The organism is Mesorhizobium sp. M1227 (assembly GCF_040318315.1).
Taxonomy (GTDB): domain Bacteria; phylum Pseudomonadota; class Alphaproteobacteria; order Rhizobiales; family Rhizobiaceae; genus Mesorhizobium.
Genome location: NZ_JAMYLZ010000006.1, coordinates 140,283 through 160,906 on the forward strand (window position 1 = coordinate 140,283; position 20,624 = coordinate 160,906).

Annotated in this window: 23 protein-coding genes; 12 read left to right on the forward strand and 11 right to left on the reverse strand. The window is 63.5% G+C overall.

All coding sequences use genetic code 11. The annotated features are described in order from the left end of the window. Positions 1-21: 21 nt before the first annotated feature. The gene (gene zapE, locus NKH28_RS11075; RefSeq protein WP_352819202.1) at positions 22-1,224 is read right to left on the reverse strand and encodes a cell division protein ZapE; all 1,203 of its coding nucleotides are present in this window, start codon (positions 1,222-1,224) and stop codon (positions 22-24) included. A gap of 143 nt (positions 1,225-1,367) precedes the next feature. Continuing rightward, positions 1,368-1,907, reverse strand: a complete 540-nt coding sequence (locus tag NKH28_RS11080) for a protease inhibitor Inh/omp19 family protein (RefSeq protein ID WP_352450179.1) — start codon at positions 1,905-1,907, stop codon at positions 1,368-1,370. 305 nt (positions 1,908-2,212) lie between these two features. Here NKH28_RS11080 and NKH28_RS11085 point away from each other — a divergent pair, with 305 nt between their 5' ends. The 8 genes from NKH28_RS11085 to NKH28_RS11120 all read left to right on the forward strand — a co-directional run bounded on the left by NKH28_RS11085 (position 2,213) and on the right by NKH28_RS11120 (position 9,327). Beyond that, positions 2,213-3,223, forward strand: coding sequence for an MBL fold metallo-hydrolase (locus NKH28_RS11085; protein WP_352540819.1), 1,011 nt, complete (start codon positions 2,213-2,215; stop codon positions 3,221-3,223). 70 nt (positions 3,224-3,293) lie between these two features. After that, positions 3,294-3,455 carry a DUF1328 family protein gene (locus NKH28_RS11090; protein WP_031195454.1) on the forward strand — a complete coding sequence of 54 codons (162 nt, stop codon included), beginning with the start codon at positions 3,294-3,296 and terminating at the stop codon, positions 3,453-3,455. A gap of 74 nt (positions 3,456-3,529) precedes the next feature. Further along, on the forward strand, positions 3,530-4,414 hold the full coding sequence (gene dapF / locus NKH28_RS11095; protein WP_352470815.1) for a diaminopimelate epimerase: 885 nt from the start codon (positions 3,530-3,532) through the stop codon (positions 4,412-4,414). Beyond that, on the forward strand, positions 4,414-5,715 hold the full coding sequence (gene mtaB / locus NKH28_RS11100; RefSeq protein ID WP_352850296.1) for a tRNA (N(6)-L-threonylcarbamoyladenosine(37)-C(2))-methylthiotransferase MtaB: 1,302 nt from the start codon (positions 4,414-4,416) through the stop codon (positions 5,713-5,715). Before dapF ends, mtaB begins: the two co-directional genes overlap by 1 nt. Positions 5,716-5,726: 11 nt before the next feature. Beyond that, positions 5,727-7,316: a signal recognition particle-docking protein FtsY gene (ftsY, locus tag NKH28_RS11105; protein ID WP_352978862.1), complete on the forward strand. Its 1,590-nt coding sequence runs from the start codon at positions 5,727-5,729 to the stop codon at positions 7,314-7,316. 60 nt (positions 7,317-7,376) lie between these two features. Next, the gene (locus NKH28_RS11110; RefSeq protein ID WP_352978944.1) at positions 7,377-8,042 is read left to right on the forward strand and encodes a septation protein A; all 666 of its coding nucleotides are present in this window, start codon (positions 7,377-7,379) and stop codon (positions 8,040-8,042) included. A 90-nt stretch (positions 8,043-8,132) separates the two neighbouring features. Further along, positions 8,133-8,753: a pyridoxamine 5'-phosphate oxidase family protein gene (locus tag NKH28_RS11115; protein WP_352491642.1), complete on the forward strand. Its 621-nt coding sequence runs from the start codon at positions 8,133-8,135 to the stop codon at positions 8,751-8,753. Between the two features lie 40 nt (positions 8,754-8,793). Continuing rightward, entirely contained in the window at positions 8,794-9,327 is a 534-nt protein-coding gene (locus tag NKH28_RS11120) for an NADPH-dependent FMN reductase (protein ID WP_352470913.1), read from the forward strand. Positions 9,328-9,739: 412 nt separating this feature from the next. Here NKH28_RS11120 and NKH28_RS11125 read toward each other — a convergent pair whose 3' ends face one another. Beyond that, positions 9,740-9,949: a tautomerase family protein gene (locus NKH28_RS11125; RefSeq protein WP_352978864.1), complete on the reverse strand. Its 210-nt coding sequence runs from the start codon at positions 9,947-9,949 to the stop codon at positions 9,740-9,742. Between the two features lie 32 nt (positions 9,950-9,981). Then, positions 9,982-10,899, reverse strand: coding sequence for an SMP-30/gluconolactonase/LRE family protein (locus tag NKH28_RS11130; protein WP_352470820.1), 918 nt, complete (start codon positions 10,897-10,899; stop codon positions 9,982-9,984). Between the two features lie 264 nt (positions 10,900-11,163). Here NKH28_RS11130 and NKH28_RS11135 point away from each other — a divergent pair, with 264 nt between their 5' ends. Next, entirely contained in the window at positions 11,164-11,331 is a 168-nt protein-coding gene (locus NKH28_RS11135; RefSeq protein WP_023721879.1) for a hypothetical protein, read from the forward strand. Between the two features lie 16 nt (positions 11,332-11,347). Here NKH28_RS11135 and NKH28_RS11140 read toward each other — a convergent pair whose 3' ends face one another. The 6 genes from NKH28_RS11140 to ccmA all read right to left on the reverse strand — a co-directional run bounded on the left by NKH28_RS11140 (position 11,348) and on the right by ccmA (position 15,096). Then, positions 11,348-12,391 (reverse strand): DUF2332 domain-containing protein, encoded by a 1,044-nt coding sequence (locus NKH28_RS11140; RefSeq protein ID WP_352978866.1) that lies wholly within the window; start codon positions 12,389-12,391, stop codon positions 11,348-11,350. Positions 12,392-12,406: 15 nt separating this feature from the next. Continuing rightward, entirely contained in the window at positions 12,407-12,982 is a 576-nt protein-coding gene (locus NKH28_RS11145; RefSeq protein WP_352491647.1) for a DsbE family thiol:disulfide interchange protein, read from the reverse strand. Beyond that, a complete protein-coding gene (ccmD, locus tag NKH28_RS11150; protein WP_352456348.1) occupies positions 12,979-13,146 on the reverse strand; it encodes a heme exporter protein CcmD in 168 nt (55 codons plus the stop codon). Before ccmD ends, NKH28_RS11145 begins: the two co-directional genes overlap by 4 nt. 102 nt (positions 13,147-13,248) lie before the next feature. Next, positions 13,249-13,626: an Imm50 family immunity protein gene (locus NKH28_RS11155; RefSeq protein ID WP_352470823.1), complete on the reverse strand. Its 378-nt coding sequence runs from the start codon at positions 13,624-13,626 to the stop codon at positions 13,249-13,251. After that, positions 13,626-14,291: a heme exporter protein CcmB gene (gene ccmB, locus NKH28_RS11160; protein WP_352470824.1), complete on the reverse strand. Its 666-nt coding sequence runs from the start codon at positions 14,289-14,291 to the stop codon at positions 13,626-13,628. The genes NKH28_RS11155 and ccmB overlap by 1 nt, the downstream gene beginning before the upstream one ends. 196 nt (positions 14,292-14,487) lie before the next feature. Further along, complete coding sequence (gene ccmA / locus NKH28_RS11165) at positions 14,488-15,096, reverse strand: heme ABC exporter ATP-binding protein CcmA (protein WP_352685344.1); 609 nt, start codon at positions 15,094-15,096, stop codon at positions 14,488-14,490. 282 nt (positions 15,097-15,378) lie between these two features. Between ccmA and acnA the strand changes: the two genes are divergently transcribed. Then, positions 15,379-18,069 (forward strand): aconitate hydratase AcnA, encoded by a 2,691-nt coding sequence (acnA, locus tag NKH28_RS11170; protein ID WP_352978868.1) that lies wholly within the window; start codon positions 15,379-15,381, stop codon positions 18,067-18,069. 85 nt (positions 18,070-18,154) lie between these two features. Here the strand turns inward: acnA and NKH28_RS11175 are convergent, their stop codons facing one another. Then, positions 18,155-18,835 carry a ceramidase domain-containing protein gene (locus NKH28_RS11175; RefSeq protein WP_352470827.1) on the reverse strand — a complete coding sequence of 227 codons (681 nt, stop codon included), beginning with the start codon at positions 18,833-18,835 and terminating at the stop codon, positions 18,155-18,157. A 175-nt stretch (positions 18,836-19,010) separates the two neighbouring features. Here NKH28_RS11175 and NKH28_RS11180 point away from each other — a divergent pair, with 175 nt between their 5' ends. Both NKH28_RS11180 and NKH28_RS11185 read left to right on the forward strand, forming a co-directional pair. Continuing rightward, on the forward strand, positions 19,011-19,760 hold the full coding sequence (locus NKH28_RS11180; RefSeq protein ID WP_352470828.1) for a DUF1223 domain-containing protein: 750 nt from the start codon (positions 19,011-19,013) through the stop codon (positions 19,758-19,760). Positions 19,761-20,234: 474 nt separating this feature from the next. After that, on the forward strand, positions 20,235-20,621 hold the full coding sequence (locus NKH28_RS11185; protein ID WP_031212724.1) for a DUF2794 domain-containing protein: 387 nt from the start codon (positions 20,235-20,237) through the stop codon (positions 20,619-20,621). Positions 20,622-20,624 lie beyond the last annotated feature (3 nt).

Genomic DNA, 20,624 nt, shown 5'->3' on the forward strand with positions numbered 1-20,624 from the left:
CGCCCCCTTCGGTACTATCCCTCACGCCTGTGCCTGCCGTGCCTCCGTCGATGATCCCTGCGCCCTCTGCCTCTTCGCCCAGTCCTCCAGCCAGTCGTGGCTCTGCATCTCGATCAGCCGCGATGCGGTGCGCTCGAACTCGAAGACTTCGTTGCCGCGCTTGGCCGTATAGAGCTGCGCCGGCGGTGCCGCGGCGCTCATCACCAGCCGTACATGATGATCGTAGAGCGTATCGACCAGCAGGATGAAGCGCTTGGCTTCGTTGCGCTTGCCTTCGCCGAGCACCGGCACATGGTCGATGAAGATGGTCGAGAAGCGGGCGGCAATGGCAAGATAGTCGCGGGCGCCGAGCGGCCTCTCGCAGAGATCGGCGAAGGAAAACCGCGCAGCCTCCCCTGCAGCCCGCGGCACCATGACGTGCCGGCCCTTCACCGTCAGCATCGTCTCGGCCGTCGGCCTGCCATGTGTCATCACCGCCCACGCGTCGTCGAGCGCATGGTCGGCGGCGGCATCGGCCGGGGTGACGTAGACCGGCATGCGGCTGAGCTTGTCGAGGCGGTAATCCTTGTCGGCGTCAAGCGCCAGCACCTGCGCGTGGCGCTCCAGGATAGCGACAAACGGCAAAAACAACTGACGGTTCAGGCCGTCGCGGTAGAGATCCTGCGGCGCAACATTGGAAGTGGCAACCAGCACCACGCCATTGGCAAACAACGCCGAAAACAACCTTGACAGGATCATCGCATCGGCGATGTCGGTGACGGAGAACTCGTCGAAGCATAGCACCCAGGCTTCCTCGGCCAGCGCGCGCGCCACCGGCGGGATCGGATCGTCCTCCTTGGCCGTGCCGTTCTTGCGAGCCTGTCGGTGCTTCTGGATGCGGTCCTGCACGTCGGCCATGAAGTCGTTGAAATGCACCCGGCGCTTGCGCCGCACCGGCAGCAGCTCGAAAAACATGTCCATCAGCATGGTCTTGCCGCGGCCGACGCCGCCATGGATATAAAGGCCCTTGACCGCCTCGTGCACCTCGCGCTTGCGGGCGAACAACCACCCCAGCGCGCTTGATTTCTGCGCCAGCCGCTTTGCCGATATCTCTTCGATCAGCCGGTCGAGCGCAGCGGCGATCCGCTCCTGCGCCGGATCGCGCCCGATGGCGCCCGTCTCGACCAGATGGTCATAGCGCTGCTTGACGGTCGCATGGGTCTGGAGGCCGTCACGCAGATGCATTGGTCACGTCGTTCCGGAGCAATTCCAAGAAAAGTGTGCAGCGGTTTTCTGTCCGGAATTGCGTAAAAAACAAAAGAGGCAATTCCAGGAAAAGTGTGTAACGGTTTTCCGTCCGGAATTGCGTAACAATGGGGGCCGTTCTCTTACCTTGTAAGCGAGATCGGCAGGCCGTTGGAAGTCTGGCCGTCGAATTTCTCGCCGCCCGAAGAATAGAGCCGTGCCAGCGTGCCGCCATTCTCGTCAAAGAGCGTCAGCTGTTTGCCGGCGACGTTCCACGATTTGATGCCATCGAGCGGCGCCGGGCAATGCAGCGGTCCGGCGCGGTAGCCCGAACCGAATTTGGTCTGCGGCGTCGCCACCTGACAGCTCTGGCCGGACACGCTTGCCTTCCACACGCCGGCGACGCTGGACGCGGTAAGGTCGGCCGCACCGGCAGGCGCCGTCCCGTCGGGCGGCAGCGAGGCGACCTGGGTGTTCTGCGGCGCGGTAGGAAATTTCGACGGATCGGCCGGGCCGGGTGTCGCCGGCGGCGGCAGCTGGTTTGCGGTCACCTTGCCGGCGGGCGCAGCTTCCAGCGGCGCCGGCTGCTGCTCGTCCATCGATGTGAACCGTGAGGTTGAACAGCCGCTCGCAACGAGCGCGGCCAGCGATACGGCCAGCAGGCCGGTTTTCGAAAATTTCATTCTTCAACCTCCGTCGGATCGGGCTGGGGGTGCCGTCCGCGCAATGTCCCCCTCACCAAGATGGAGAAGGTGGCGAAATTTCAACCCGATATGGTTAAAATACGGTTTGCGCCGGTAATGTTGCAAATTTGTCGCAAAATGCACATTGTCTGAAATTGCGTTACGCCTTGGCCGTTTGGCCGACACCTCCGGTTGATTCGATACGGCGCGCTGGCGCCAAATCCCTGGCGTTCACCTCAAATGCTTGTGCGGGCCGGCGCCGGCATTATCTCTTGGCGATCAGCAAACTGCAGGGAGCCGATTTCTTGGCCGCGAGAAAGAGAGCCGCCAACCGCTATTACAGCGGGCCGCCCAGCGATCATTTCGACGGCACCTTGTTCTTCAATCCCGACGGACGGCCGCCGGGTCGCTTTGCCGATCTGTTGAAATGGCAATTGAGCCGCGAGCGCTCGAAATGGCCGGCGGCGGATCCGAGCCCGTTTCCACCGGCAAGACCGGTCGAGCGCATCGATGGTTCTGCGCTGCGCCTCACCATGGTCGGTCATTCCTCGCTGCTCGTCCAGACAGCCGGCCTGAACATCCTGACCGACCCAGTCTGGTCGCGACGCGTCTCGCCGCTCTCCTTCGCCGGTCCGAAACGCGTCAATCCGCCGGGCATCGCGTTTTCGCATTTGCCGCCGATCGACCTCGTGCTGGTCAGCCACAACCATTACGACCATCTCGACCTCGCCACGCTGAAGCGCCTGAAGACAAGACACGACCCGCTGCTGCTGACGCCGCTCGGCAACGACACGATCATCGGCGCTGCCGTGCCCCGTATGAGGCTTTCCGCGCATGACTGGGGCGACCGGGTCGATATCGGCGATGGCGTCGCCGTCCATGTCGAGCCGGTGCACCACTGGTCGGCCCGCGGTACTCGCGACCGGCGCATGGCGCTGTGGGCGGGTTTCGTCGTCGAGACGCCCGACGCAAAGATCTATTTCGCCGGCGATACCGGCTTCCACGGTGGCATCAATTACCGGCTGATGGCGCAAAAGCACGGCGGCTTCCGCCTCGCCATCCTGCCGATCGGCGCCTACGAGCCGCGCTGGTTCATGGCGCCACATCACCAGGATCCGGAGGAGGCGGTGCAAGGCATGCTTTTGTGCAACGCCGCCTATGCAGCCGGCTGTCACTGGGGCACGTTCCGGCTCACCAACGAGCCGATCGACGAGCCGCCCAGAAAGCTCGGCGAAGCGCTCGATGCTGCCGGCCTGCCGCGGCAACGTTTTCGCGCCTTGCGGCCGGGCGAAGTCTGGGACGTGCCGGCGGTCTAGCGCGGCGGAACCTAGGGCATCACATAGACGTTTGTAGGTGTTCAAACCTGTCGCCTGCGAGGTGTCTCTCATGATCAGGTGGATCATCATTCTTTTGATTATCGCGGCCGCGGCGAGCCTGCTCGGCATGCCGGCACTGGCCGGAGCCGCTGCCACCGGCGCACGCATCCTCATCGGCATCGTGCTGATTATCTTCCTGCTGATCGTGCTTGGCGTCTTCGCGGTGACTTGAAAATCACGCCGCGCTGGTAATTTCTGCCGCTATCCGCCATATAGGCGCCAAACCGGCAAGAGACCTTTCGATCGATGGCAAGCGCGGCCCCTTTCGCCAAGATGAACGGCATCGGCAACGAAATCATCGTTGCCGATATGCGTGGCCGTGCCGATCGCGTGACGCCTGCGGCAGCCGTCGCGCTTAATGCCGATGCGGCGACCAGGTTCGACCAGATCATGGCGATCCACGACCCCAGGACGCCGGGCACCGCCTTTTTCATCGACATCTTGAATTCCGACGGAACCAGGGCGCAAGCCTGCGGCAACGGCATGCGTTGTGTCGTCCAGGCGCTCGCCGCCGAGACCGGCCAGAAGACATTTGCCTTTGAAACAGTCGCCGGCATCCTCAATGCCGAGGAACATGCCGACGGAATGATCTCGGTCGACATGGGCAGGCCGCGCTTTGGCTGGCAGGACATCCCGCTGGCCGAGGAATTCCGCGACACCCGCATGATCGAGCTGCAGATCGGCCCGATCGATGCTCCGGTGCTGCATTCGCCGTCGGTCGTCTCGATGGGCAATCCGCACGCCATCTTCTGGGTCGACCGCGACGTCTGGTCGTACGAGCTCGAGCGCTTCGGCCCGCTGCTCGAAAACCACCCGATCTTCCCCGAGCGCGCCAACATCACCATCGCGCAGGTGACCTCGCCGGAGACCATGGCCATCCGCACCTGGGAGCGCGGCGCCGGCCTGACCAAGGCCTGCGGCACGGCTGCTTGCGCCGCTGTGGTCGCCGCGTCCCGCACCCGGCGTACCGGCCGCGGCGTCACGCTGATGACGCCCGGCGGCGGCTCGCTGCATGTTTTGTGGCGCGACGACGACCACGTCATCCTCACCGGTGCCGCCGAATGGGAATTTTCCGGCAGCTTCGATCCGTCGACCGGGGCGTGGGCGCGCGACACCGAAAGCGCCGCCTGATGGCTCCTCTTGGCAACAAGGGTATCGAGGTCGTCACCTTCGGCTGCCGGCTGAACACCTATGAATCCGAGGTGATGCGGCGTGAAGCCGAAAGTGCGGGCCTCGGCGGCCTCGAAGGCGGTGCCATCATCTTCAACACCTGCGCCGTCACCGGCGAGGCTGTACGCCAGGCCAAGCAGTCGATCAGAAAAGCCCGCCGTGAGAACCCGGCCGCCCGCATCATCGTCACCGGCTGCGCCGCGCAGACCGGCCCGCAGGATTTCGTCGCCATGGACGAGGTCGATCTCGTCCTCGGCAATGAGGAAAAGCTGAAGGCGCATTCCTATCGCGCGCTGCCGGATTTCGGCATCAACGACACTGAGAAGGCGCGCGTCAACGATATCTTTTCGGTGCGCGAGACGGCCGCCCACATGGTCGACGCCATCGAGGGCCGGGCGCGCGCTTTTGTCCAGGTGCAGAACGGCTGCGACCACCGCTGCACCTTCTGCATCATTCCGTACGGTCGCGGCAATTCGCGCTCGGTGCCGATGGGCGCCGTGGTCGAGCAGATCAAGCGACTCGTCGGCAATGGTTATGCCGAGATCGTGCTGACGGGCGTCGACATGACCAGTTTTGGCGCCGATCTGCCGGGCGCACCGAAGCTCGGCAAATTGGTCAAGACCATCCTGAAGCAGGTGCCAGACGTGAAACGCCTGCGGCTTTCCTCGATCGACTCGATCGAAGCCGACGACGATCTGCTGGACGCCATCGCCACCGAGCCGAGGCTGATGCCGCATCTGCATCTGTCGCTGCAATCGGGTGACGACATGATCCTGAAGCGGATGAAGCGCCGGCACAGCCGCGACCAGTCGATCCGCTTTTGCGAGGATGTGCGCAAACTGCGCCCCGGCATTGTTTTCGGCGCCGACATCATCGCCGGCTTCCCGACCGAGACGGACGCCATGTTCGAAAACTCGCTGGAGATCGTCGAGGAATGCGGCCTGACGCATCTCCACGTCTTCCCGTTTTCGCCGCGCCAGGGCACGCCCGCCGCGCGCATGCCGCAGCTCCGCCGCGTCGTCGTCAAGCAACGCGCGGCACGCCTGCGCGCCGCCGGCGAGGCCGCCTATCGCCGCCATCTTGCCTCGCTCGCTGGAACGCATCAGTCGATCCTGATTGAGCGTGACGGCCTTGGCCGCACCGAAGGGTTTACGCTGGCCGCGGTCTCTGCCGGCGCTCCGGGCGACATTGTCGAGGCTGATATCGCCGGCCATGACGGTATCCGACTGATCGCCGCGCCGCTTGCCGCCCGCGCCGCCTGAGAGCGCAAGACATGGCTGGGTTTTTCAAGAAGATATTTTCGTTCGGCAAGAAGGAAGTCGTCGAGGAGCGGCCAGACGAGGCCGCGCCGCTGCCGCCGATCAAATGGGACGAACTGGAGGCGCTGAAACCGGCCGCCGAGCGGGCCGTCCCGGAGTTTTTGAAACGCGACGAGTCGCGACCCGAAGTCGAAGCCGTACCTCCACCGCCAGTCGAACCAGAGTTGCCTCCGGCACCCCAACCGGCGCCGGAATCGCAGAAGCCTGAGCCGCCGCCGACCATTCCACCCGAGCCGGAAACGCCTGCTGAGGAACCGGAGGAGATCCGGGCCGAGCCGCAGCAGCCAGAAATCGTCCCCTCCCAGCCAGAACCTGCACCCGTCGAAGTGCCGGTAGTGCCCACCGAGGCTCCCTCAGCAGCGCCAGCGCGCGAAGTCCCTCCCGCCGAAATACCGCCCCCGATCCGCCAGCCAGCGCCGGCCGAGACGAAACCGATCTTGACCGAGATCGCGCCCGAACCGGAGGTCGTGCCGGCGCCCCACCCTCCCATCGAGGGGGAGGTAAAGCCCGAGCCAGAAGCCGTTCCGCAACCATCGCCGGAGCCAAAGCCCGCCCCCGGCAAAGTCACCGTAACCAAGAAGGTCGAGCAGAAAGCCGAGCCGCAGAAGGCGCCCGAACCGGCGCCGAGGCGCTCCTGGTTCCAGCGCATGCGAGACGGGCTTGCCCGCTCTTCCAAGGAGTTGTCGGGCAACATCGCCGGCGTCTTCACCAAGCGGAAGCTTGACGAGGACACGCTGCAGGACCTGGAGGATGTGCTGATCCGCGCCGATCTCGGCATGGAGACGGCTTTGCGCGTTACCGACGCGCTCTCCGCCAGCCGCTACGGCAAGGACGTCTCCGACACCGAAGTCCGCGCCATCATGGCGGCCGAGGTGGAGAAGGTGCTGACCCATGTCGCAATGCCGCTGGAACTCGATCTCAGCCACAAGCCGCATGTCATCCTGGTGGTCGGTGTCAACGGCACCGGGAAGACCACGACCATCGGCAAGCTGGCGGCGAAGCTCACCGATGGCGGCCTCTCGGTGATGCTCGCCGCCGGCGACACTTTCCGCGCCGCCGCGATCGAGCAGCTGAAGATCTGGGGCGAGCGCACCAACTCGCCGGTCATTGCCTCGAAGCTCGGCGCCGATGCCGCAGGCCTCGCCTACGACGCCTTCGAGCGCGCGAAGGAGGCCGGCTCCGACGTGCTGATCATCGACACCGCCGGGCGGCTGCAGAACAAGACCGAACTAATGGCGGAACTGGAAAAGATCGTCCGCGTGCTGGGCAAGCTCGATCCGGAAGCGCCGCACACCGTGCTGCAGACGGTCGACGCCACCACCGGCCAGAATGGGCTCAACCAAGTCGAGATCTTCCGCAATGTCGCCGGCGTCAACGGCCTGGTAATGACCAAGCTGGACGGCACGGCGCGCGGCGGTATTCTGGTGGCGATCGCGGCAAAGCACAAATTGCCGGTCTATTTCATCGGCGTCGGCGAACAGGTCGACGACCTCGAACCCTTTTCCGCAAGCGAATTCGCCAGGGCGATCGCTGGAGTGGCTTGACGAGCATGATTCCGAAAAGTTGCAGGCTCTTTGGATTGGATCATGCGTAAGAAGGACGCTATGAACCCACCCATCCTCGAAGGCGACCCGTCCGATCCACGCCGCAAGGCGTTGAACCCCGGCCTGAAATTCCTGCTCGAGCTCGGGCCTGGTCTGGTGTTCTTTTTCACCACCATCCGCGGCGCGTGGCTTGTCGGGAAATTTCCGATCCTCGGCCATATCGGCGAGCCTATCCTGATTGCCACAGCGTTCTTTATGGTGGCGACGGCGCTATCGCTCAGCGTTTCGTGGATTTTGACGCGCAGCTGGCCGATCATGCCGTTGGTCTCGGCCATCGTGGTGTTTGTGTTTGGCGCACTGGCGCTGTGGCTGCAGGACAAGACCTTCGCTTTCATGAAGCCGACAATCATCAACAGCCTGTTCGGCATCACGTTGCTTGGCGGGTTGGCGTTTGGCAGATCGCTGTTGGGCTATGTCTTTGATTCCGCCTTCAATCTCGACGCCGAAGGCTGGCGCAAGCTCACTTTCCGATGGGGACTCTTCTTCCTTTTTCTGGCTGCGCTGAACGAGATCGTGTGGCGCAACTTTTCTGAGGAAGCCTGGCTTTATTTCAAGGTCTGGGGCACGATTCCCATTACCCTTGTCTTCACGTTAAGCCAAATGCCGTTGATCCTGCGCCATTCGCTCGAGGACAAGGCCGGCAAGGAAGAGAAGGCCGGCAAATAGAGCAATTCCAGGAAAGTGTGTAGCGGTTTTCCCGGGAAAAGCGCGTAGCGTTTTCCCTAGGGAATTGCATCAGAATAAGGGGAGAGGGGCATGGAATTCATCACCACGCGCGACGAGTTGAGGACGATCTACAAGACGCCTCGGCTGACCGACGGCTCGATCCGCAAGGAATTGAAGACATTGGACGGCCACTGCCGTTCATTCATCGGCAAGAGCCCGTTCGTGCTGATCGGCTCGTCCGACGGCGCCGGCAATGCCGATGTGACGCCCAAGGGCGACAGGCCGGGTTTTGTGGCAGTGCTCGACGAGAAGACCATCGCCATCCCCGACCGGCCGGGCAACAACCGGCTCGACACGCTGGAGAACATCCTTCTCAATCCCTCGGTCGGGCTGCTCTTCCTCATTCCCGGCATGAACGAGACGCTGCGTGTCAACGGCGATGCCCGCATAACCGTCGATGCGGCGTTACGCGAGCGGCTGGCGGTCGACGGCAAGGCGCCGCAAAGCGTCGTCGTGGTGACGGTCAAGGCCGCCTATATGCATTGCGCCAAGGCCTTCATGCGCTCCGAACTGTGGAAGCCGGAGAGCTGGTACGACCGCGCGACGCTGCCGACGCTCGGCCAGATCCTGCGCGACCAGCTGGCGCTCGCCGATTCGGCCGAGGCGACCGACCGCTGGCTGGATGAGGAATACAGGGAGACCATGTGGTAGCGTGCCCGGCAACGAATCGCCCAAGCCGGTCTCCATTCCTTTGCTGAACATCCTCGCCATCTCCGGCAGCCTGCGCGCCGCCTCGACCAATTCGGCCCTGGTCGCGGCACTCGCGCAAAACGCGCCGCCGGACTGTCACGTCTCCGTCTACGATGGACTTGGCCGGCTGCCGATCTTCAACCCCGACGACGAAGGCGAGCGGACGCCGCCGCAAGCAGCGGCGCTGATCGACGCGGTCACCGCCGCTGATGGCCTCATTGTCTCCTGCCCGGAATATGCCCACGGTATGCCAGGCGGCCTGAAGAACGCGCTCGACTGGCTGGTGTCGCGCGATGCCGCCGTCGGCAAACCGGCCATGCTGGTCCACGCCTCGCCGCGCTCGCTGTTTGCCCGCGCCGCACTGGCCGAGGTCATGCGGACAATGTCTTTCGCGCTCTATGGGGAGGCAGCGCTCGAAATAGCGCTGCTCGGCAAGAAGCCGCCGGAGGTGGAGGATATCTTATCGCAGCCGGAAAACCGGCTGACGATGCGCGATGCCCTATCCGCCTTCGCGGAGTTCATCCGCTCGCGTTAAGTGGCGGCCATCGTGCTGTCGTTATCCCAGGGCAGAGCGAACGCGAAGCGAGCGTCGGCGATCCTTCGCGCCCCCCTCTGTCCTGCCGGACATCTCCCCCTCTTGGAGGTGTTTGGACCGGAGACATCGCGAACAGGTGTGCGAGGACATCGCGAACAGTTTGGCGCGCTTTGCGCCGGGAGGTTCGGGATGCCATTCGAGGACACGAGCGCGATGTCTCCGGTCCAAACAGGAGGGAGATTGGCCGTCATCCCCGCTTTCGCCAACCTCCAACGTTGAAAGACGGGCTAGGCGACGAAGCTGCCGATCTCCCCCAAGTGGGCCCTGTGTGGGGGAGATGGCCGGCAGGGCAGGGGGCGCTGTCCCCCAGGCCTCTCGCAAACTTCCGCCTCGCTGCCGTTCCGTCGGGAGATTAGCCCTTCCGTCTCCGCGTCTCGACGTCGGTCTCGCCGACGAACCAGTCGCGTGCAGCGACCTCCTCGAAAACCACCCAGACATCGTTGTTGGTCAGGCCGGTGACGCCGGTGATGGCCGCTGTCACCTGGGCGGCGATCGCGGCCTTTTTGCCGGCCGGGTCATCGGCAATCGCCTCCTTGACCAGGCGGATATTCACGAATGGCATGGTTCCCTCCCTTGCATATGCTTGGCGGCCGCTCAGTAGGTTTTGGCGCCGTTGACCATGAGCCGGACCATGTAGAGCGATGTGGTGCCGGCGATGTAGAGGCAGTTCAGCTTGTTGCCGCCGAACACGCAATTAGCAACGACTTCTGGTACCTTGACCTTGCCGATCAGCGTCCCGTCCGGATCGTAGCAATGGACCCCGTCGGCGGTGCTGGTCCAGATGCGGCCGTCCGCATCCAGCCTGAAACCGTCGAACAGGCCGGCGGTGCAGTCGGCAAAGACCTTTTCGCCTGAGACCGTCTTGCCGCCCTGGCCGACATTGAACACCCGGATGTGCGCTGGGTTTTGCGCACCATGCGTGCGGCCGGTATCTGCGACATAGAGCTTGCTCTCGTCGAGCGAGAAGGCGAGCCCGTTGGGCCTGACCATGTCGGTGATCACCGCCTCGGTCTCGCCGGTGCCGGGATCGACCCGGTAGACATGGCAGGCGCCGATCTCGCTTTCGGCCTTGTCGCCCTCGTAATCGGTATCGATGCCGTAGCTCGGATCGGTGAACCAGATCGAGCCATCGGACTTGACCACCGCGTCATTGGGCGAGTTCAGCCGCTTGCCGCGCCATTTGTCGGTGATGGTGATGACCGAGCCGTCATGCTCGGTGCGGCTGACGCGGCGGCCGGAATGCTCGCAAGTAACCAGCCGGCCTTGCCGGTCGACGGTGTTGCCGTTGGAATTGCCGGACGGCTGACGGAACACGCTGACGCTGCCGTCGGTCTCGTCGTAACGCAGCATGCGATTGTTCGGGATGTCGGACCAGACCACATAGCGCCCGGCCGCGAACCAGGCCGGTCCTTCCGCCCATCGGCAGCCGGTAAACAGCCTGTCCACCTGTGCATTGCCGTTGAAAAGCCGCGAAAAGCGCGGATCGAGAACTTCGTAGAATTCGCTGGCCATGGTTCCTCCCGGTAGCAGTCGCTTGGCAAGGGCGCGATCAAGCCAGCCTGCGATCGATATGGCAAGATCGATGATGCGTCTGAAGCATTATGGAAGCGAATGCTGGCCCGGACGGCAGGTCACATCCCGTTAACCGGCTATGCGCCCAGCGCAACGGTGCATTGCAACATCTTATTTTTGCAACGCACCATAACTATGTCATGCTCCGTATAGATCAAGGGAGGAACAACTGGCCGCGAAATGCGGCGCAAAAGGAAACTCGCTATGATCATCGACAGCCTCATGAGCCGCGCTCGCGCCAGCATCGCCAAGCGCCGGCATTACAACCGCCTCGTCGCCGAAATCGACAGCTTCAGCAGCCGCGACCTCGCCGACATGCGCGCCGACCGCTCAGAAATGCTCTACCAGGTCCACAAGCAGATCTACGGCTGAGTGAATGGGATCGGGCTTAGCCCACCCATTCGATCCAGCGGCCGTGGTAATCGCAATGGGCCAGGCGGTGCGTCTCGCCGCCCGGCCATAAAGTCAGGCTGAGTACCGCCCAATTGTTTGTGGGATCGCGCGGCTCCATCCTCAGCCTTGCGATAGGCGCAGCGGCCGTGGCCTGTCTGCCCGCCTGCTCCAGGGCGACGATGATCGCATCCTTGGTCGCCCGCGGCAGGTATTGCCACATGATCGAATGATAGAGCACAAAAGCGCCACCCTCCTGCCGCGCGGCCAGCGCCTTCCCGACAAAATCCGCCGCGTCCGCTTTGACAAGTGGCGGTCGAAACTTTTCGGCAAGTGACAGCGCAGCTTCGAGCCGGGCCAGCCGCGTAGCCTGATCGGCCCAGACGTAAGACCGAAGCCGTAACCGTGTGGCTGCGTCGGCGACATCTACCGGCGCGATGTCACAGCCGGCGCGGTGGCGGACGTCGATCGCTCCACCAAGCGGAACAGCGAGTCCGCGCACCTCCGGCGCCAACCGAACGGTGGAGGTCCGGTCGCCCCACTCGGCATCGCCGTAGCGGTAGTGAAAGCTGTCGAACAGGAGATTGAGCCCAGCGCTGGCGCCAATCTCGCACAAGTCCAGCGGCAGGCCGGTTTCCCGCGCGACCGTCAGAAATCCAGGCAGCAGCATCGCCGACCGGGCGATTTCATTGGTCTGCGGCGCACCGGCGAGGCCGGCGACGATCCGCTCGTCGGATCGCGCAATTGCCTCCGGCAGCACCGCCGCGATCTCGGATTCGCTTGTCTGGTTGGGCGGATAGATCAGTGCCAATCGCTCATTGGCACCCGTCAGGACCAACCCATGCAGCGCGCCGCAAAGCCGCAATGCGAGGGCGTCGGCGCGCGCGTCGCCCGGCCAACCGAGCACCGCCTGCCCGGTCGTGGTGTTTGCGTCGAGAACCTTAGCGAGCGCACGGCATAAATTCGCGGTGAAAGGCGAGCCAAGTCCATCGCAGGCTTTCGCCTGTGCCAGAAAATGATCGCGGATGTCTCGTTCGTCCATCGCGTTTCAGGTGTCTCAGCCCGGAGCCGCGAGTGCCTTCTCGATTTCGGGTAACAGCAGCGTCCGCGCCGAGTCCGGCGTCAGCGGCCCGACATGCTTATAGGCGATCTTGCCATCCTTGCCGATGACGAAGGTTTCCGGCACGCCGTAGACACCCCAGTCGATCGCCGTGCGTCCGGCCTGGTCGACGCCGATCGCCTGGAATGGGTTGCCGAGATCGCCAAGGAACCGACGGGCGTTTTCCGGCTGGTCCTTGTAGTTCAGCGCCGCCATGACGAAGCGTCTGTCCTGCGACAGCGCCAGCAGCACCGGATGCTCTTCGCGGCACGGCGCGCACCAGGACGCGAAGACGTTGACCAGCGTCACCTTGCCGGCGAACTGTTTTGAATCGAGGCCCGGCAAATTGGTGCCTTCGAGCGCCGGCAGGTTGGTCTGCGGCGCCGGCAGGCCGATCAGCGCTGACGGCACTTCCGACACGTCGCGCCCGGACAAAAGCTGCGCCAGGAACAATCCCGCCAGCCCGAGAAAGACCACCAGCGGCAGCAGCACGATCAGGCGGCGGCGCGCCGGTGTTTGGGTTTCCGTGCTCATGATTTGACTGCCTTATCGGAGCGCCGGCGCACGCCGGATGCCTCCAGCTCGGCAAGCTCTCGCTTGCGGCCGCGCTGGTCGAGCAGAATCCAGCCGATCAGCCCACCCAGCACCACGGCCGTGATCGCATAGGCGGCGGTGACATAAAGGGCGTGAACGCTCATTTTCCCGATCCAAGGCTTCTCACGGCGGAATTCATAGCCTCACCGGCTGTTTGTCGCAATGAACGGGTCTGCGGCAGATTTGCGGTTATCGCAAGCCGAAGGTCACTGCGAACGCAAAACACCTGATATGTTTTTGATACGCATGTATTGGCACGTCAGAGACAGCCTGACAGCCCCTTCGCAGGTAAGCAGGATTCTACCGGCGTCATCCCACATCCTGATTGCACTCCAGCCATGGCTCCGGAACTTGCGAAGGCTAATCGATTCGACCGCGATGAACTCAAGCCCGAAAGACACGGCATTGAACGCCGCCCATTTGGCGGGGGGCCGGTAGGGGAGGACGGTCGAGATGAAGGAAAGGTACATGCTAGGCCCTTCACGATTGATTTCGGCCTTGGTTACCTCGACGGAAGACAGGTCCGGATAGTTGCCGTAGATTGTCTGGAGAAAGATCGGGTTCTCTATGCGCAGCGGCCACATCAATCCGTTCCGTGCCGAAGCGCCAGCGCCGCCGCCACCGGCCCGAGCACGGCAAGGAACAGGGTCAGCGCGGCGAGAATGAGGAAGGGCTGCAGAAAAGGATCGGGGTTCGCCACCGCGCCATAGCTTGCTGATACGCCGAAGATCAGCACGGGAATGGTTAGCGGCAGCACCAGCACCGAGATCAGCAGGCCCCCGCGCGGCAGCGCCACCGCCACCGCGGCACCGGCGGCACCGATGAAGGTGATCGCCGGCGTACCGACCAGAAGCGTCAGCGCCGTCGCACCGATGCCGATGGGCTCCATGTTCATGAACAGGCCGAGCAAGGGAGCGGCGATGACCAGCGGCAGCACGCTTCCCGCCCAATGCGCCAGGCATTTCGTCAGAACGGTCAAGGCCAGCATGTGCCGGTCGTTGCCAAGCACCAGAAGATCGAGCGAGCCGTCCTCGCGGTCGGCCTGGAACAGCCGGTCGAGGCCGAGCAGGCAGGCCAGCAATGCGGCGATCCACAGGATCGCCGGGCCGATGCGGGCCAGCAGCTTCAGCTCGGGACCGACGCCGAAGGGGATGGTCGCGATAACGGCGAGAAAGAAAATCACGCCGGTAAGCGCCCCGCCGCCGGCGCGGATACTCAGGCGGATGTCGCGCAGGAAGAGGGCTAGCATGATGTGAGATGCTTTCGCCTGGGCACCCCCCTCTGTCCTGCCGGACATCTCCCCCTCAAGGGCGGAGATTGGCTGTCACGACTGCCTTCGCCAATCTCGATCGTTGAGAGTTGAGCGCAGCGACGAAGCTGCCAATCTCCCCCCTCGTGGGGGAGATGTCCGGCAGGACAGAGGGGGGCGCCGTAGAGCACCAACATCAAACGGCCTCGCCCATCACCAGCCCTTGTGCCCCCTCGATCCCAAGCGGCAAATGCGTCGCCGCAACCACGATCCCCCCACTCTCGAGGTGCTTCCCCATCAATTCGCCGAATCTCTCCTCCGAAGCGTTGTCCAGTCCTGCCGTCGGCTCATCGAGCAGCCACAATGGCCGGTGGCTTACCAGCAGTTTTGCAATCGCCGCGCGGCGGCGTTGCCCGGTCGAGAGATAGCCGAAAGGCAGATGGCCGATGCCGCCCAGCCCGACGGTTTCCAGCGCCTCTCCAACACCCGCGGAACCGGCGCCCGAAAAATCGCGCCAGAAGCACAGGTTTTCCGTAACGCTCAGCGCCGTCTTCATCGCGTTGAGGTGGCCGAGATAGTGACACGCCGAGGCCGCCGACGCAAAGTCTTCGCCACCATCTTCGAACCGCACACGGCCTGCCGCCACCGGCAACAGTCCGGCGACGATCCTGAGCAGCGTCGATTTGCCGGCGCCGTTCGGCCCGGTGACGACCAGCGCCTGGCCATCCCCCAGCGCGAATTCGATGCCGGAAAATACCGTCTCGCCGCCGCGTTCGCCGCCCAGATTTTCGGCGATCAGCCGCATCCGTCCCCCTTCGCCGAAAGTTCAGGCGCGGCTTCGGCGCGCCGCACCAAAAATGGCGATTCCGTGTCTAGAACTATTCCAGAAAATTCTCTATATCCGCATCATCCGTGCCAGCGGTCGGCACGGGAACCGAATTTGCGCCGAACCAGCGCGCGTGCCGCCTTGAACGGCCCGGACGCTTGGGAACGGATAGCGGAAATGGCCGTACCCGCACCTTTGCGCGTGATTTGCATGCCCACTGGCGTCCGTTCCCTTCCGGCAACCGACAGTTAGGGATCGCACGTGTCCAAATCACTCGACAGCTTCAATTGCCGCCGCACGCTGACCGCCAGCGGCACCGAGTACGTTTACTATGACCTTGTCGAGGCCGAAAAGAACGGCCTCACCGGTATTGCCCAATTGCCCTATTCGATGAAGGTGCTGCTGGAGAATCTGCTGCGCAACGAGGACGGCCGTTCCGTCACCAAGGAGAGCATCCAGGCGGTCGCCGGCTGGCTGACTGACCGGGGCACCGCCGGCGTCGAGATCGCCTATCGCCCGGCACGCGTGCTGATGCAGGATTTCACCGGCGTTCCAGCCGTGGTCGACCTTGCCGCCATGCGCGACGCCATGGCCTCGCTCGGCGGCGACCCACAAAAGATCAATCCGCTGGTGCCGGTCGATCTGGTCATCGACCATTCGGTCATCGTCGACGAATTCGGCACGCCACTGGCTTTCGCCCGCAATGTCGAGCTTGAATATGAGCGCAACGAGGAACGCTACAAGTTCCTGAAATGGGGCCAGCAGGCGTTCCGCAATTTCCGCGTCGTGCCGCCCGGCACCGGCATCTGCCATCAGGTCAATCTCGAATATCTCGGTCAGGTCGTGTGGACCAACAGCGAAGACGGCGAGACCACCGCCTATCCCGACACCTGCGTCGGCACCGATTCACATACCACGATGATCAACGGCCTCGGCGTTCTCGGCTGGGGCGTCGGCGGCATCGAGGCGGAGGCCGCGATGCTTGGCCAGCCGGTCTCCATGCTGCTGCCTGAAGTCATCGGCTTCCGGCTCACCGGCAGGCTGAGGGAAGGCGTCACCGCCACCGACCTGGTGCTCACCGTCACCCAGATGCTGCGCAAGAAGGGCGTCGTCGGCAAGTTCGTCGAATTCTTCGGGCCGGGCCTGTCCAACATGACGCTGGCCGACCGCGCCACCATCGGCAACATGGCGCCGGAATATGGCGCCACCTGCGGCTTCTTCCCGGTCGACAGCGAAACCATCCGCTATCTGACAATGTCCGGTCGCGACGAAAGCCGCATCGCCCTGGTCGAGGCTTATTCGAAGGCGCAAGGCTTGTGGCGCGATGCCGGCTCGGCCGATCCGGTCTTCACCGACCTGCTGGAGCTCGATCTCGGCAGTGTCGTCCCGTCGATGGCCGGCCCGAAGCGGCCGGAAGGCCGGGTCGCACTTGAAGACATTCCGGCTGGCTTCGCCAAGGCCATGGAGTCCGAATACAGGAAGGCCGCCGAAATCGACAAGCGCTATGCCGTCGAGGGCACGAGCTACGATCTTGGCCATGGCGATGTGGTCATCGCCGCCATCACCTCCTGCACCAACACATCGAACCCGAGCGTGCTGATCGGCGCCGGGCTGTTGGCGCGCAATGCCAACCGGCTCGGCCTCGAGCAGAAGCCGTGGGTCAAGACCTCATTGGCGCCGGGCAGCCAGGTCGTCGCCGAATATCTCGAGAAATCCGGCCTGCAGAAGGAGCTCGACCAGATCGGCTTCAACCTGGTCGGCTTCGGCTGCACCACCTGCATCGGCAATTCCGGCCCATTGCCGGCGCCGATCTCCAAGACCATCAACGATAAGGGCTTGATTGCTGCGGCAGTCTTGTCCGGCAACCGCAATTTCGAAGGCCGCGTCTCGCCCGACGTGCAAGCGAACTATCTCGCCTCGCCGCCACTGGTCGTCGCCCACGCGCTGGCCGGGACCGTGACCAAGGATCTGACCACCGAACCGCTCGGCGAGGATCGCAACGGCAATCCGGTCTATCTCAAGGATATCTGGCCGAGTTCGGTCGAGATCCAGGAATTCATCGAGAAGAACGTCACGCGCGAATTGTTCGCCCGCAAATATGCAGACGTCTTCAAGGGCGACGAGTACTGGCAGAACGTCAAGGCGCCGGAAGGCCAGACCTATGCCTGGGACGACAATTCCACCTATGTGCAGAACCCGCCCTATTTCGCCGGCATGACGTCGGGCTTCGGCAAGATCGGCGATATCAAGGGCGCGCGTGTGCTCGGTCTGTTCGGCGACAAGATCACCACCGACCACATTTCGCCGGCCGGTTCGATCAAGGCGGCCTCGCCGGCCGGCAAGTACCTCACCGACCACGGCGTCGGCGTCGCCGATTTCAACCAGTACGGCACGCGCCGCGGCAATCATGAGGTAATGATGCGCGGCACCTTCGCCAACATCCGCATCCGCAACCACATGCTGGGCGAGAACGGCCGCGAGGGCGGCTACACCATCCATTACCCGTCGAAAGAAGAGGAATCGATCTACGACGCCGCCATGCGATACAAGAAGGAAGGCGTGCCGCTGGTCATCTTCGCCGGCGTCGAATATGGCAACGGCTCGTCGCGTGACTGGGCGGCCAAGGGCACCAATTTGCTGGGCGTCCGCGCGGTCATCGCCCAGTCCTTCGAGCGCATCCACCGCTCCAATTTGGTCGGCATGGGCGTGATCCCCTTCGTCTTCGAGGAAGGCACCTCATGGGCCTCGCTCAACCTCAAGGGCGACGAACTGGTCGAGATCGACGGACTGGGCAACATCAAGCCGCGGCAGAAGATGATCGCCAGGATCACCTACGGCGACGGCAGCGTCAAAGAGGTTCCGATCATCTGCCGCATCGATACGCTGGACGAGCTCGACTACTTCAAGAATGGCGGCATCCTGCAATACGTGCTGCGCGATCTGGCCGCTTAAGGGAGTAGGGCAATAAGGGAGTAGGGCAGTAGGGTGAAGCAAGGAGAAGCGACTTATTCCCCTACTGCCCTACTGCCCTACTGCCCTACTGCCCTACTGCCCTAATTCCTGGCTTTCCGAACCGCGCTGTCGCCGCCAGCAGCACGCCGAGCATCAGCCCGTTGAATATGTGCCACAGGAAATGCGTGCCGAGCGGAAAGCCGCCGCAGACCAGCGGATCGATCATCCGGCAGATGACCGACACGACGAAGATCGCCGAGCCCGCCAGATTGTACCAGCCGGCACGGTTGCCGCTGGCCGCCACCATGGCCCCGAAGAAGGCGAGCGCCAGGAAGGGCGGCAGATAGCCGGTCGTCCCGTTCGACGCCTGGCGCAGCCAGTCGGGCACGGCAAAGGTCACCAGCCCGGCGACGGCATAGAAGGCGACGAAAATGGCGATCGCCTTGCCCCATTTCATGCCGAGAAAACGCCGCAGGTTGAACAGCGTGTAGGCCAGCGTGAACCCGGCGATCGGCAGCACGTCGGCCCAGACCGTGCCACGGTTGGCAAAGGTGTGGAACAGCGACGAGCCGACGCCGATCGCCACCACCCACCAGGCCAGCACTTCGGCGAAGGTGCCGGTGCCGCGCTTGCGCACCTGCCAGACACCCCATAGCCCGGCGGCAAAAAAAGCCAGATTGCTCAGCGCATTGAGCGGTTCGGCCCAGAATTCCGGCCCCGTCCGTTCGCAATAGAGGTCGACCGGCGCCAGGAGAGATTGCCACATGCTGATTGCCGCCCGAATCGCTTCCATGGTGAAGTGCAAGTCCACCTATTGCGCCCTTGCCAGCGGTTGCAACGGCAAAATTTCACCGCAACGTGACTTCCCGTTGACTGCCGCTTCTGCCACATATTTCGACAACCAGAACAAAGCCGGCGTCACCGGCGGGATCGGAACGGCCATGCCATCTCGAAGACCATTGCGGCTTGCGGCCCTTGCGCTGGCCCTCTCGGCGTTTGCCGGCAGGGCCCTTGCCGAGCCAACCGACAAGCCATTAGGCGTCGTCGAGCTCTTCACCAGCCAGGGATGCAACTCCTGTCCGCCGGCAGATGAATTCTTCGCCGAGCTCGCCGCCAAGGAGGACATCGTCGCGCTCGCCTATCATGTCGATTATTGGGATTACCTCGGCTGGCAGGACACGCTGAGCCGCAAGGAAAATACCGAGCGGCAATACGAGTATATGCGCGCCTTCGGCAGTCGTTCCGTCTACACCCCGCAAGCCGTCATAAACGGCCGCAGCCATGTCAACGGCGCCAGCCGCAAGGAAGTCGACGGCGCGCTGGCCCGCATGGAGAGGGTCGGCGAAGGCATGCGCGTCGGCATCAAGGTCAGCCGGACCAGCGATCGCGTCATGATCGATGCCGGCGACGCTGTGACCGGCCCAACCGACGCGCATGTCGTCATCGTCTATTTCAATCCGCCGCAGACGATAAAGATCGGCAAGGGTGAAAACAGTGGCCGCAGCATGACCTACTGGAACGCCGTCTCCAGCATCCAGACCGCCGGCATGTGGCACGGCAAGGCGCAGCGCTACGAACTGCCGATGAGCGAGATCGCCAAGAAGGGCGGCTGCGCCGTGCTGCTGCAGTCGGTCGGCAAGGACGGCATGCCCGGGCCGATCCTGGGCGCAGCCTTTATCCGCAAGCCTTAGATAGGGCGCCCCCGTTCTCCCCTTGTTGTGGGAGAAGGGATAACCGCGCTCAAGCCTCCGACGACAGCCTATCTGGATGGATCGCATCGCCACGGCTAATAAAAAACCGGCGTCAGCTTGCTTCTGACGCCGGTCATTTAGGTTTTGGGATCGTCGCACCCGATCTTTCCAAGGAAAAACCGAGGTTGGTTCGATCCGACGCAGACCCGTGGGCGGGGGGCTTGGGGTTTACGAGCCGGTGCCGGACCGAACCGTCTCAGGCAACGCCGGTAAATTCGTCGGACATTGGGGCATGAGCACGGATAAAAAAGGGCAGGATTGTGGCAAAGCATCACCAATTTCAACAGGCGTTTCGCAAACGTGACTGGACGCTGGAGAAACCGCGCGGTGCTGCCGTTGCCCGGCCGGGCCTTGCAATTCGGCAACGAAAGCGCCAACTTTGGTCGGCGTACGATTCATTGCGAGGATCCAGGCATGACTGATCGCAGCAGCGGGACGGAGGATGGGGACGCATCCGCAATATTGATCCCGCTGCATGAGGCAAGACGCGAACGCCTCGACCAGCCGGTGCGGTTCGACCGGCGCGAACTGGACCAGATCCTCAGGCTCTACGGCCGTATGGTTGCCGCCAATGAGTGGCGCGACTATGCCATCGACCATCTCGCCGACCGCGCCGTTTTTTCCGTCTTCCGCCGCACCAGCGAAGTGCCGCTTTTCCAGATCGTCAAGGATCCGAAGCTGGCGCGCCGGCAAGGCGCGTTCGCCGTCATCGCCGCCGGCGGGCGCATCCTCAAGCGCGGCCAGGAACTCGGCCGGGTGCTTGGCGTGTTCGACCGAACACTGAAGCTGGTCGAGGCGTAACCC

Coding starts and splice junctions, on each gene's coding strand:
- NKH28_RS11135 (WP_023721879.1), top strand. CDS start 11,164: ATGATCATCGACAGCCTCATGAGCCGCGCTCGCGCCAGCATCGCCAAG.
- ccmD (WP_352456348.1), bottom strand. CDS start 13,146: ATGAGCGTTCACGCCCTTTATGTCACCGCCGCCTATGCGATCACGGCC.
- ccmA (WP_352685344.1), bottom strand. CDS start 15,096: ATGCGGCTGATCGCCGAAAATCTGGGCGGCGAACGCGGCGGCGAGACG.
- NKH28_RS11180 (WP_352470828.1), top strand. CDS start 19,011: ATGCCATCTCGAAGACCATTGCGGCTTGCGGCCCTTGCGCTGGCCCTC.
- ftsY (WP_352978862.1), top strand. CDS start 5,727: ATGGCTGGGTTTTTCAAGAAGATATTTTCGTTCGGCAAGAAGGAAGTC.
- dapF (WP_352470815.1), top strand. CDS start 3,530: ATGGCAAGCGCGGCCCCTTTCGCCAAGATGAACGGCATCGGCAACGAA.
- ccmB (WP_352470824.1), bottom strand. CDS start 14,291: ATGCTAGCCCTCTTCCTGCGCGACATCCGCCTGAGTATCCGCGCCGGC.
- NKH28_RS11115 (WP_352491642.1), top strand. CDS start 8,133: ATGGAATTCATCACCACGCGCGACGAGTTGAGGACGATCTACAAGACG.
- NKH28_RS11145 (WP_352491647.1), bottom strand. CDS start 12,982: ATGAGCACGGAAACCCAAACACCGGCGCGCCGCCGCCTGATCGTGCTG.
- NKH28_RS11175 (WP_352470827.1), bottom strand. CDS start 18,835: ATGTGGCAATCTCTCCTGGCGCCGGTCGACCTCTATTGCGAACGGACG.
- zapE (WP_352819202.1), bottom strand. CDS start 1,224: ATGCATCTGCGTGACGGCCTCCAGACCCATGCGACCGTCAAGCAGCGC.
- NKH28_RS11090 (WP_031195454.1), top strand. CDS start 3,294: ATGATCAGGTGGATCATCATTCTTTTGATTATCGCGGCCGCGGCGAGC.
- NKH28_RS11140 (WP_352978866.1), bottom strand. CDS start 12,391: ATGGACGAACGAGACATCCGCGATCATTTTCTGGCACAGGCGAAAGCC.
- NKH28_RS11130 (WP_352470820.1), bottom strand. CDS start 10,899: ATGGCCAGCGAATTCTACGAAGTTCTCGATCCGCGCTTTTCGCGGCTT.
- NKH28_RS11125 (WP_352978864.1), bottom strand. CDS start 9,949: ATGCCATTCGTGAATATCCGCCTGGTCAAGGAGGCGATTGCCGATGAC.
- mtaB (WP_352850296.1), top strand. CDS start 4,414: ATGGCTCCTCTTGGCAACAAGGGTATCGAGGTCGTCACCTTCGGCTGC.
- NKH28_RS11155 (WP_352470823.1), bottom strand. CDS start 13,626: ATGTGGCCGCTGCGCATAGAGAACCCGATCTTTCTCCAGACAATCTAC.
- NKH28_RS11185 (WP_031212724.1), top strand. CDS start 20,235: ATGACTGATCGCAGCAGCGGGACGGAGGATGGGGACGCATCCGCAATA.
- NKH28_RS11080 (WP_352450179.1), bottom strand. CDS start 1,907: ATGAAATTTTCGAAAACCGGCCTGCTGGCCGTATCGCTGGCCGCGCTC.
- NKH28_RS11110 (WP_352978944.1), top strand. CDS start 7,377: ATGAACCCACCCATCCTCGAAGGCGACCCGTCCGATCCACGCCGCAAG.